The 11,759-nt window shown below is 60.7% G+C and carries 7 protein-coding genes; 4 read left to right on the top strand and 3 right to left on the bottom strand.

The genetic code is table 11. The features are described 5' to 3' along the window. Window positions 1-64: 64 nt before the first annotated feature. The 3 genes from QFZ94_RS06660 to QFZ94_RS06670 all read left to right on the top strand — a co-directional run bounded on the left by QFZ94_RS06660 (window position 65) and on the right by QFZ94_RS06670 (window position 8,533). Window positions 65-1,018: a LysR family transcriptional regulator gene (locus tag QFZ94_RS06660; RefSeq protein ID WP_429455958.1), complete on the top strand. Its 954-nt coding sequence runs from the start codon at window positions 65-67 to the stop codon at window positions 1,016-1,018. A gap of 175 nt (window positions 1,019-1,193) precedes the next feature. Continuing rightward, the gene (locus QFZ94_RS06665; RefSeq protein ID WP_429455959.1) at window positions 1,194-6,692 is read left to right on the top strand and encodes a trifunctional serine/threonine-protein kinase/ATP-binding protein/sensor histidine kinase; all 5,499 of its coding nucleotides are present in this window, start codon (window positions 1,194-1,196) and stop codon (window positions 6,690-6,692) included. 356 nt (window positions 6,693-7,048) lie between these two features. Next, a complete protein-coding gene (locus QFZ94_RS06670) occupies window positions 7,049-8,533 on the top strand; it encodes a catalase (RefSeq protein WP_429455960.1) in 1,485 nt (494 codons plus the stop codon). 198 nt (window positions 8,534-8,731) lie between these two features. Here QFZ94_RS06670 and QFZ94_RS06675 read toward each other — a convergent pair whose 3' ends face one another. The 3 genes from QFZ94_RS06675 to QFZ94_RS06685 all read right to left on the bottom strand — a co-directional run bounded on the left by QFZ94_RS06675 (window position 8,732) and on the right by QFZ94_RS06685 (window position 11,306). Further along, window positions 8,732-9,628 carry a LysR family transcriptional regulator gene (locus tag QFZ94_RS06675; RefSeq protein ID WP_429455961.1) on the bottom strand — a complete coding sequence of 299 codons (897 nt, stop codon included), beginning with the start codon at window positions 9,626-9,628 and terminating at the stop codon, window positions 8,732-8,734. A gap of 712 nt (window positions 9,629-10,340) precedes the next feature. After that, a complete protein-coding gene (locus tag QFZ94_RS06680; protein WP_368585528.1) occupies window positions 10,341-10,760 on the bottom strand; it encodes a cupin domain-containing protein in 420 nt (139 codons plus the stop codon). Window positions 10,761-10,826: 66 nt separating this feature from the next. Next, window positions 10,827-11,306: a carboxymuconolactone decarboxylase family protein gene (locus tag QFZ94_RS06685; RefSeq protein ID WP_368585527.1), complete on the bottom strand. Its 480-nt coding sequence runs from the start codon at window positions 11,304-11,306 to the stop codon at window positions 10,827-10,829. A gap of 206 nt (window positions 11,307-11,512) precedes the next feature. Here QFZ94_RS06685 and QFZ94_RS06690 point away from each other — a divergent pair, with 206 nt between their 5' ends. Next, window positions 11,513-11,704 (top strand): ATP-binding protein, encoded by a 192-nt coding sequence (locus tag QFZ94_RS06690; RefSeq protein ID WP_368624153.1) that lies wholly within the window; start codon window positions 11,513-11,515, stop codon window positions 11,702-11,704. Window positions 11,705-11,759: the final 55 nt, after the last annotated feature.

Consider the following 11,759-nt stretch of genomic DNA (forward strand, 5'->3'; position numbering starts at 1 on the left):
TAGCAACGGCTGCGAAGGCGCTAAAGTCACACGATGATCATTTCACTTGTTCCGTTCTGTCATCATGTCTGTCGAAAATTTCAATGGTCTTGCCGCATTCGTCCGCGCCGTCGAGACTGGCTCATTCACGAGTGCAGCGCAAACGTTAGGCACCACCCCTTCCGCAGTGTCCAAAAGCATCGCGAGGCTCGAAAAGCGCCTGGGCGTCAGGTTGTTTCAACGGTCGACGCGCGCCTTCCTCCTGAGCGCGGAAGGGCAGGCGTACTACGAGCGAGTCGCTCCGCTCGTGCGCGGCCTGGAGAGTGCAGACGAAGTTCTGCGCTCTCCCGCGACCGCCACGGGAAGATTGCGCGTGAGCCTGCCAGGCGAGTTAGGGCGCCTTTTGCTGGACCCGCTCACCCGGCAACTCATGACGAAACATCCGGAACTCGCGCTCGATGTGAGCGTCAGCGATCGCCATGTCGATCTGATCCGCGATGGCTTCGATATCGCGATCAGAGCAGGATGGCTGGGAGATAGCGGTCTGCATGCGCACACCATTGCAGAGTTGCCGCTGGTGCTGGTGGCTGCGCCGGCTTATCTGCGTGAACACGGAACACCGCGGAGGATCGCGGATCTCATCGCGCATCGACACGTGCGCTATCGCCTCAACGGGCGCGCGTATCCCGTGATCTTCGCAGATGGAACGACTGTCGCTGTCGACGGCGTGTTCGACGCGGACAGCGGCGACGCAATGCGGGTGGCAGCGTTGAATGGACTGGGTATTGCGCAGATTCTGGCGATCGCCGTGCGAGATGACCTCGCTGCCGGACGGTTACGCACCGTGCTGCAGGACGAGGCGCTGGCGGCCGTGCCCGTGCATGCGCTTCATGCCTTTGGACGGGACATTCCAATGCGCGCAAGGGTATTCATGGATTTCGTCACGGCACAACTGGTTGGATGGAAGGCCACGCCTGCCGCGTCCGTCCGTGTAGCTGCACCACGTTCGCACCCGAAGGTGAGATCGAAAAGGACCTGATCGCGCTGTCACTGCCGTACGTGCGAATGATGCCGGGGAAAGGATTCACGCATGATGCTGCTACTTGCGCCCCCGTTGATAATGATCCGCATTACCAATGACGCCGCCATAAGGAACGTGTATTCTTCCGAAGTGCCTGTATCCGCAGAATTTGACCTATCTCGTTGCGACTCCGATGGATCAGAAAAGAAATGTTCTATGGGACGACGGCGAGCGCATTTTCTCGCGAGAACAGTTCCCGGTGGTCGCCGGCCAGAGTGTGCTGCTCGCACGGCTTGCCGCTGACCAGCCGATGCCCGCCAGTCTCGATCGTCTTGCCCACGAGTTCGGGCTGAAGGACGAGCTTGACAGTGCGTGGGCGGTACGGCCGCTGAGGCTGGTGCGCGAAGGCGGCCAGACCGTGCTGGCGCTCGAGGACCCCGGCGGCGAGCCGCTCGCGCGTCTGCTCGGCACGCCCATGGAGATTGGCTATTTCCTGGAACTCGCCATTGGCATTGCCGCCGCCCTCGGCAAGCTTCATCAACGCGGCCTGATCCATAAGGATCTGAAGCCCGCGCATATCCTCGTGCATTGCGCCGACGAACAGGCGCGGCTGACCGGCTTCGGCCTGGCCTCGCGACTGCCGCGCGAGCGGCAGGCGCCGGAGCCTCCCGAAACCATCGCGGGAACGCTCGCCTACATGGCACCCGAGCAGACCGGACGGATGAATCGCTCGATCGATTCGCGCAGCGATCTGTATGCGCTCGGCGTCACGTTCTATCAGATGCTCACGGGTGTCTTGCCGTTTGCCGCCACGGACGCGATGGAATGGGTGCACTGCCATATCGCCAGAACGCCATTGGCACCCAATGCGCGGGTGGAAGCCATCCCCGCCGTCATCTCCCGCATCGTCATGAAGCTGCTCGCCAAGACCGCCGAGGAGCGCTACCAGACCGCTGCCGGTGTCGAGCATGATCTGCGGCGCTGCCTCGCCGACTGGGAGCGTCAGCGCCGCATCGACGACTTTCCGCTGGACGAGCACGGCACCCCCGACCGGCTGATGATCCCCGAGAAGCTTTACGGACGTGAGCGGGAAGTCGAGACCCTGGTCAGCACCTTCACCCGTATTGTCGAGACCGGCACACCCGAACTCGTGCTGGTTTCCGGGTATTCGGGCATCGGCAAATCGTCGGTGGTCAATGAACTGCACAAGATCCTCGTGCCGCCACGGGGATTGTTTGCATCCGGCAAGTTCGACCAGTACAAGCGCGATATTCCGTATGCAACGCTGATCCAGGCATTTCAAAGCCTGGTGCGCATGCTTCTGGGCAAGTCCGAAACGGAGCTGGCGGGCTGGCGTGCCGCATTGCTGGACGCGCTCTCGCCCAATGCGGCGCTGGTGAGCGAACTGATCCCCGAACTGAAGCTGATCATCGGCGAGCCGCCCGCGGTCCCGGAGCTCGAACCACAACAGGCGAAACAGCGCTTCCTGCAGGTGTTCCGGCGTTTCATCGGCGTATTCGCTCAGGCCGACCATCCGCTCGCACTGTTCCTCGACGACCTGCAGTGGCTCGACGCAGCGACCCTGGACCTGCTCGTGGACCTGCTGATCCAGCCGGAACTGCGCTACCTGATGGTCATCGGCGCCTATCGCGACAACGAGGTGGATGCCGCTCATCCGCTGACAGCCCGGCTTGCAGCGATCCGCAGCGCGGGCGCGAAGATCGGGGAAATCCGGCTCGCGCCGCTGACCGGTGCGCACATCGGGAATCTGATCGCGGACGCGCTGCACTGTGCGCCTGAAAAACTTGCGCCACTGGCGCGCCTCGTGACCGACCGGACCGGTGGTAATCCGTTCTTCGTGATCCAGTTCCTGCACGCGCTGGCCGAAGGCGGTCTGCTGGCATTCGATCACGATGCGCGGCAGTGGCGCTGGGATACCGAACGCATCCACGCCAGCGGTTACACCGACAACGTCGTGGACCTGATGGCCGGCAAGCTGACGCGCCTGCCGCCCGCGACGCAACGCGCGCTGCAGCAGCTTGCCTGTCTCGGGAACACCGCGGACATCGCGACCCTGTCGGCCGTGCTCGGCATGCCGGAGGCGGGGATTCACGCCGTGGTCTGGGAGGCGGTTCGCCAGGAACTCGTCGTGCGGCTCGAAGGCGCCTACGCGTTCGTTCACGACCGGGTTCATCAGGCCGCCTATTCCCTGATTCCTGAATCATCGCGCGCCGACGCGCATCTGCGGATCGGCCGCCTGCTCATCGCGCAGGCCCCGGCGGAAAAACGCGAGGAAGCGATCTTCGAAATTGTCGGGCAGCTCAATCGCGGCGCCGTGCTGATCACCGAACGGGATGAACGCGAGCAACTGGCCGAACTCAATCTGCGCGCTGGCCAGCGCGCCAGGGCGTCGGCAGCCTATGCCTCGGCGCTCGCCTATTTCAGCGCCGGCGCCGATCTGTTGAATGACAATGGCCGGGAACGCCGGCATGAGTTGACCTTTGCACTGGAGCTGAACCGGGCCGAATGCGAGCTCCTGACGGGACAACTGCTGGCTGCCGAAACGCGACTGGCGGAGTTATCGAGGCGTGCTACGACCACCGTCGAGCGCGCCCGGGTCGCGTGCTTGCAGATGGATGTCTTCCTGATGCTCGGCAAGCGCGAGATCGGGGTCGCTGTGTGCCTCGCCTTCCTTCGGCATGTGGGCATCGACTGGTCACCGCATCCGGACGACGCGGCCGTGCGCAGCGAATACGAGCGCATCTGGCCGCTACTTGGGGAGCGGGCCATCGAGGAGCTCATCGATCTGCCGCCGATGCAGGACGCGGTCGCCCTCGCAACCATCGATGCAGTGATCTCGCTAGTCCCGCCTGCCCTCCACAGCGACGGGAACCTCGCTTGCCTGACGATCTGCAAGGCAATCACGCTGAGCCTCGAGCACGGCAATAGCGACGCCTCGTCCGTGGCCTACGCTAATTTTCCGAGGTTCGCCGGACGCGTTTTCGGCGACTATCAGGCCGGTTTCCAGTTCGGCGAGCTCGGCTGCCAACTGGTCGAACGGCGTGGCCTCGAACGCTACAAAGCGCGCACGTATCTGTCCTACTACATGTATGCTGCGCGCCTGGTTCAACCCATGCGCAATTGCGCAGAGCAGATGCACCGCGTTTTCGACATGGCCAATCGGACCGGCGATATTCCGTGGGGGGCGTTCTCACGCAATCACGTCGTCTCGACCCTGCTTGTAACCGGCGCACCACTATCCGAGGCGCACCGGGAGACAGAATCCGGCATCGCATACTGCGAGAGAGTGCAGTTTCCGATGGTCACAGCCTTTAGTGGGCTGCAGCTCGCACTGATCCGGACGCTCCGCGGCCTGACACCGGGGTTCGGCAGCTTCGATTGCGCCGAGTCCGACGAGCTTCACACAGAACGTCACCTGTCTCAAACCTCCGTGTCGTACGTGTGCATGTATTGGATTCGGAAGCTACAGGCACGCTATCTTGCCGGCGACTATGAGGCGGCCACGCACGCGGCTGCACAGGCGAATGAGCTAGGCTGGGTCATGTACTCGTTCACCGAGGAGGCTGAATATTGCTTCTATGCCGCGCTGGCGTGGGCTGGCCGGATCGACGCCATCCCGGCTGGCGAGCGTACGCAGCACCTTGACACGCTGCGCGCCCATCAAAAGCAACTGAGTATCTGGGCAGATCTTTGCGCGGAGAACTTCGCAAGCCATACCGCGCTGGTCGGCGCCGAGATCGCCCGCATCGAAGACCGCGTGATCGACGCCGAAATGCTCTACGAACAAGCCATCCGATTGGCGCAGGATAGCGATTTCGCGCACGTCGAGGCACTGGCCAACGAACTTGCGTCCCGCTTTTATGCCGCACGCGATCTTCGCAAGTTTGCGCGCGTTTGCATGCAGGACGCCCACAATGGCTATCTGCGTTGGGGCGCCATCGGCAAGGCGCGGCAACTCGAGGAACAGTATCCGTACTTGAGAACCGACGAGGCGGCGGCGACCGGACCGACGAATACGATCGCGGCACCCATCGAGCACCTCGATCTGGCGACCGTGATCAAGGTGTCGCAGGCGGCTTCCGGCGAGATCCATCTGGAAAAGCTGCTCGGCATGGTCATGCGCACGTCGATCGAGCAGGCGGGCGCCGAACGGGGCTTGCTGATCCTGTCGAATGCGGGCGGCCATCGGATCGCTGCGGAAGCCACCACCGCCGGCGACGCGGTCCACGTGCAGCTCTCCGACGCCCCGCTCACCGCAGCGATGTTGCCGGAGTCGATCCTCAACCAGGTCTTGCGTACGCGCGAGACTATCTTTCTGGACGATGCCGCAACGGATCCCATGGCTGCCGCGGATCCCTACGTCCGTCTGCATCGCGCCCGGTCCATTCTGTGCCTGCCCTTGATGAACGCAGCCAAGCTCATGGGTGCGCTCTACCTCGAGAACAACCTCACTGCCCGCGTGTTCAGCCCGGCCCGGATCGCCGTGCTGAAGCTCGTGGCCTCGCAGGCTGCGATTTCGCTCGAAAATGCCCGTTTGTACCGCGATGTCGCGGAAAGCGAAGCAAAGATCCGGCGTCTCGTCGATGCCAACATCATTGGGATCAATGTCTGGCATGCCGACGGGAATATCCTCGAAGCCAATGATGTATTTCTGCGCATGGTGGGCTATGACCGCGACGATCTGGTCTCTGGCCGCGTCCGCTGGCTGGATCTGACGCCACCGGAAAAGCATGACGACGCGATCCGCGCGCGCATCGAGTTAACGGAAACTGGCCGCACCAAGCCGTTCGAAATGGAATACATCAGGAAGGACGGCAGTCGCGTTCCCATTATTGTGGGCCTCGCTGCGTTCGACGCAAGCGGCCGGGAAGGCCTGGCGTTCGTACTCGATCTGACCGAGCAGAAGCAGGCGGAACAAAAAATCCGCGAGAGCGAGCAGCGCTACCGCGAAGTACAGACCGATCTGGCGCACGCGAACCGCGTGGCGACTATGGGGCAGCTCGCGGCCTCGATTGCTCACGAAGTCTATCAACCCATCGCCGCGACGGTGGCCCATGCAGAAGCCGGATTGCGATGGCTGAACCGCGAGCCCGCCAACCTCACCGAGGTCGGCCTGGCGCTCGACGGCATCCTCAGGGATGGCAACCGCGCCGGCGAGGTGCTCGGGCGACTGCGGCAACTGATCAGAAAGGCGCCACGGAAAAAGGAGCCGGTGAACATCAACGAGGCGATCCGCGAGATCGTCGAACTCGTGCGGGGCGAAGCAAGGAAATGCGGCGCCCTGCTCGTGATGCAGCTTGCAGAGTGTTTGCCCTTCGTCGAAGGCGACCGTGTGGAACTGCAGCAGGTCATGCTCAACCTGATCATCAATGCGCTGGAGGCAATGAGCGGCATCGATGGGGTGCGACAGGTGCATATCAGTACCGGTGAAGTCGACGGCGCGTGCGTGCTCGTGACGGTGCGCGACTCGGGTCCGGGCTTTGGTCCGGACGGCGCCGAACGCGCATTCACCGCGTTCTACACCACGAAGTCCACGGGCCTTGGCATGGGGCTTTCGATCTGTCGTTCGATCATCGATGCGCACCGCGGCCGACTGTGGGTCAGTGAGTGCTCTCCATGCGGCGCGCTCGTTCAGTTCAAGCTACCCCGGCATCGCGCGGTTTTGTCGTGATCGTCCGTGGCGACATAAAGCCGAATAGCGAATAACGACGACTGCAGTCATAGATTCCATCTTTTCGACGCTGGTAGAGATCGGGGTCGTGCTTACCTTCGTTGCATTTTCACGACGCAGCTCCAGCGCGCGAACCTCACTGCTCAAATTATCATGCTCGAGAACGGGCACGTAATAGCCGATCGATTCAACTAAACCGTTCGGTTTCTGTATTACGTTCTTTTTTGCAGGATGTTCCGCCAGGTATTGCGTCGCATGATGCCTGCAATGCCGGGCAACGTAATTGCGCTGAATCCAGGCCTGTTCGCACGGTGGTTCCCCTATTCCCCAATCAACCCATTCCTGGAGACTTCACAATGGGCAAGCTCACGACTGCATTTGGCGCACCGGTGCCGGATAACCAGAACACGCAAACCGCAGGACCCAGAGGTCCTGCCCTGCTTCAGGATGTCTGGCTCCTTGAGAAACTCGCGCATTTTGACCGGGAAGTGATTCCTGAGCGTCGCATGCACGCAAAGGGATCCGGGGCATTCGGTACATTCACCGTGACGCATGACGTCACCCAATACACGCGGGCAAAAATCTTCTCGTCCGTCGGCAAGAAAACTGAAATGTTCGCGCGATTCTCGACCGTTGCGGGTGAGCGCGGCGCGGCCGATGCCGAACGCGACATTCGTGGATTCGCCCTGAAGTTCTACACGGAAGAAGGAAACTGGGACCTCGTCGGCAATAACACACCGGTCTTTTTTCTCCGTGATCCGCTCAAATTCCCGGACCTCAACCACGCCGTCAAGCGTGATCCGCGAACCGGCCTGCGCAATGCCGACAGCAACTGGGACTTTTGGACCCAGCTTCCCGAAGCGCTGCATCAAGTCACGATTGTCATGAGCGATCGTGGTATTCCGCGCAGCTTCCGGCATATGCATGGATTTGGCAGCCATACATTCAGCCTCCTCAACGCGAATAACGAGCGGTTCTGGGTCAAGTTTCATATGTCGACGCAGCAAGGCATTCAGAACATAACCGACGAGGAGGCGAACGCACTGGTTGGGGCCGACCGCGAGACGCATCATCGTGATCTTTACGAGGCCATCGAACGAGGAGAATTTCCGCGCTGGAAACTGTATTTCCAGATCATGCCGGAAAAGGAGGCCGCCACCTATAAGGTCAATCCGTTCGATCTCACGAAGGTTTGGTCGAAAAAGGACTACCCGCTAACTGAAGTTGGCGAGTTCGAACTCAACAGAAATGCGGAAAACTGGTTCGCGGATGTCGAACAGGCGGCGTTCAATCCCGCAAACGTTGTGCCGGGCATCAGCTTCTCCCCTGACAAGATGTTGCAGGGGCGATTATTCTCTTACGGCGATGCGCAGCGATACCGACTAACGGTGAACCATCATCAGATCCCAGTGAATTCTCCGCGCGGTACCAGCCACTACAACAGTTATCATCGAGACGGCTTGCTTCGTGTCGACGGCAATCGAGGTGGCACGCCTTCCTACAATCCGAATACGCGCGGAGCCTGGCTCGATCAGCCCGACTATAGCGAACCGCCGCTCTCCATTGAGGGAGCAGCCGCCCACTGGAACCATAGAGTTGACGAGGACTACTATTCCCAGCCCGGCGATCTGTTCCGTTTAATGTCGCCAGCACAACAGAAAGCCCTGTTCGAGAACACCGCACGCGCAATGCGCGGCGTTTCACGCCCGGTCCGGGAGTTGCACATAGCTCACTGTACGAAGGCAGACCCGCTGTATGGCACGGGTGTTCGAAATGCGCTCGAAGCGCTGGATGCATCGGGAGAGAGCGCAACTCGATCGGAGCTGCAAACGCACAAGTAATGCGTACTTTTCCGGGAGCGTCAAGATGACTTAGCGGGCGCCGGCTCGCATCCTGGCGATCACGTAGGCCGACGTCACTTGCAACGCCGGATGCGAACGAACCGATCGCATGGACATCACGGAGCCGCTATCGTTGGAGGCATAAGGCATACACGTGCCGGATAGCGGCTCGCGTCGCTGGCAGGCCAAAGGCTAGCGTCAGGCTTCGTCGCCCTTCGCCTCGCCGAATAGGTTATTAGCCACGAAGTCCACGAATGCCCGTATTTTCGTCGCCATATGCCGACTGGATGGCCACACTGCCACGCACTGGTAACTGCCAGAAACATGGTCTCCCAGCACGCGCCGCATTGAGCCATCCTTCAATTGCCGCTCGATCGCGAATTCCGGCAGGCATGCGATGCCGGACCCGCACTCCACCAGATTGACCAGTGCGCCAAGCATCGAAACCGCCATAGAGACAGGCGGTTCGCCGGCGTCCGATTCGCTGAGCCCGAGTGGCCATCGGATCAGCTTTCCGGCATCTTTCAGATGAATGCAGACGTGATGCGCAAGGTCTTGCGGTGTCGCAGGTATTCCGCAGCGCTCGAAATAGGATGCGGCACCCGCAATACAAACCTTGGAGTACCCAAGGTGCTTCGACATCAGTCGGGAGTCTGTATCGAGGCCGGGACAGATTGCAACATCGAATCCGCTTTCTATCAAACCGGCAGCGCCAGTTCCCCACTCGATATCGAGTTCTATTTCTGGAAAGGCAACGATGAACTTGCGGAGTACCGGGGCGAGATAGGCACTGGGAATCTGCGCAATCACGCGTAGCCTGCCGCTCGGAGCCTTTCCTCTCCTGGTAAAGCGCTCCTCGATCATCTCCAGTTCTTCGATGATCCGTCGACAGCTTTCCAGGAGCACTTCGCCCTCGTGGGTAAGCATTACGTTTCTGGTGCTGCGATGAAACAGGCGGATGCCCATCCGGTCTTCGAGACGGGCAATCGATTTTGCAATCGCTGACGCGGAGAGGCCGAGCCGCTGAGCAGTTCGCGTGAAGTTGCGGGTCTCCGCCGCGTGTACAAATATGCTGAGGGTACCTAATGTGTCCACCCTACGGTTCCCCGGTTAAGTAGGATCGCGCGCCCAAATACTCATAATTCAGGATTTACGCCCGCGGTGTCCCGAGTACCGCGAACGAACTGCAAGTCGTAGTTTCAGGTATGCACGAACTCGGTTTCTGAAAACCAGAGTTCGTGGTTCGGCGCGGAAAGTGTGCCTGTGTTTCTCGCAAATCGCATGACTCGAATGACTGGTTGAAATCGCCGGGATTCGCGTCGAAAAGATAACTTTACGAATTCAGCGGCGAAATCGGAAGGTACAAGAAATGACAATCTGATTAGGTCATGAATACCTATTGCGAACGCCGTACCGCGGTGCTGCACTTCGTGGCCTTATAGGCTATGCGTGGTTCGAGCGGGGGCAATTGGACAATACGGCGGCGCTAGACTGCGCCTGCGCAATCAGACCCGCCTCGTTTGAACGTGTGTTGGGTGACGGGCTGACGCAATGGCGTGAGCCCGTCAATCTCGGGATATCGGTGTATGACAGTCACTCGGCAGCAGCGCTGCAATCTGGCGCCGAATGCCGGGGTCGAGAGGATCGGAAGACCGTCACGTGCAGCACGCTGCTGAGTCGCGAAACAAAAGAGACGTGCGCCGGCCGGAGCCGGGCCGCTATACAACGCAAGCGACGAACGGGTGGTACGCGTGCGCTGACGCGTTCACCCGTGCGAACGTTTTGGCGGATGCCGCCGTCGCGACAGTCAATGGCCCTGTTTCTCGGGAACCAAAACCGGCGCGCCCTGGTTCTTGAGCAGCAGCACGACGAACTTCGCCGGCTGCGTCTGGCTGGCGTTGCGCCCCACCGTATGCACGTCGTTCGGACCTTCGTAGAAGGTCTGGCCGGGCGTCAGCGTTACTTCCTTGCCACCCTTGACCTGCATGACGATGGATCCCTCCAGCACATAGATGAAACCGTGCGCGTGATGGCGATGCACGGGGTCCTCGGCTCCCGGCGGATATTCGACGCTAATCATCAAGGCTTCTTTGCCCGGATAATCGCCAAGGCGTTGCGTCATCAGTGGAGTGACAATGGCCTCAGCGGGCGTGCCAGCGTGAGCGATGCCCAGCGACGCGCCCACGGCAAGCAAGGTCACGAGTGGGGCTTTCTTCAGGCGAAGCATATTCGTGTGCTCCAGTATGAGCCGGCCCGTGCGGACCGGTGCCAACGAAACGTGTAGAGGATGCGCTCAGCTCAGATTCGCCTTGTCGAGGCCGTACGCTTTATCGGCCGAACCCGGCACGGTCCTGAACGCAACGTTCACGCGATTCCACGCGTTGATCGCCATGATGTCGAACGTCAGGTCCGAGAGTTCCTTTTCGCTGAACTGCGTGCGCACGCGCTCGTAGATATCGTCAGGCACGCCTTGCTCCGGAAGCTTCGTGAGCACTTCGGTCCAGGCGAGCGCGGCGCGTTCACGCGGAGCGAACAGCGTCGATTCACGCCAGGCCGTGAGATGATGAATGCGCAATTCGCGCTCGTCGTGAATCTTCGCTTCCTTTACGTGCATGTCGAGGCAAAACGCACACCCGTTGAGTTGCGAAGCGCGAATCGATACGAGATCGCGAACCGATTCTTCGATCGCGCTCTCTTTCAACAGATTGCTGAACTCCAGAAACTTCTTGAATAGTTCCGGCGATTGCTGGATGTAGTTGATACGCTGCGACATGATGCCTCCTGGTTGAAATGAGCAGATATGTGTGGCGTGGGGGATGCGTTCAGCAGCATCGAACCCGCACGAAGGCATCTTAGGACCCCATGATCCCAACCGGTAGACGCGGCAACCGGCTCACGATGTTGCTCGGGCAGCACCAATCAGACTGTGTGACCTTTTCGCGTGAGCCGGGGTGTCGCGCACCGGCACTCCGGGGTGGAATGTTCGCGTTGAGCAGATGCGCATCGCCGCCGGCGTTTCGTCTGCACGCGGGCGGCCACCGTGGCATGGGACTTTCTATCTCGCGTTCGATCATCGATGCGCACCGCGGCCGACTGTGGGTCAGTGGGTGCTGCCCACGCGGCGCGCGCGTTCAGTTCAGGCTACCCATGCATCCCGGCGTTCCGTCGTAGTCGTCGGGGATTTGCCTGAAAAAATCCGGCTGCGCAGTCGGTCGCCTAAATCGCG

The sequence above is a fragment of the Paraburkholderia sp. JPY465 genome, assembly GCF_050436725.1.
In the GTDB taxonomy this organism is placed as follows: domain Bacteria; phylum Pseudomonadota; class Gammaproteobacteria; order Burkholderiales; family Burkholderiaceae; genus Paraburkholderia; species Paraburkholderia youngii.

Excerpts from the sequence above, each read along its gene's own strand:
- QFZ94_RS06690 (WP_368624153.1), top strand. The coding sequence starts at position 11,513 with ATGTTCGCGTTGAGCAGATGCGCATCGCCGCCGGCGTTTCGTCTGCAC.
- QFZ94_RS06685 (WP_368585527.1), bottom strand. The coding sequence starts at position 11,306 with ATGTCGCAGCGTATCAACTACATCCAGCAATCGCCGGAACTATTCAAG.
- QFZ94_RS06660 (WP_429455958.1), top strand. The coding sequence starts at position 65 with ATGTCTGTCGAAAATTTCAATGGTCTTGCCGCATTCGTCCGCGCCGTC.
- QFZ94_RS06680 (WP_368585528.1), bottom strand. The coding sequence starts at position 10,760 with ATGCTTCGCCTGAAGAAAGCCCCACTCGTGACCTTGCTTGCCGTGGGC.
- QFZ94_RS06670 (WP_429455960.1), top strand. The coding sequence starts at position 7,049 with ATGGGCAAGCTCACGACTGCATTTGGCGCACCGGTGCCGGATAACCAG.
- QFZ94_RS06665 (WP_429455959.1), top strand. The coding sequence starts at position 1,194 with ATGGATCAGAAAAGAAATGTTCTATGGGACGACGGCGAGCGCATTTTC.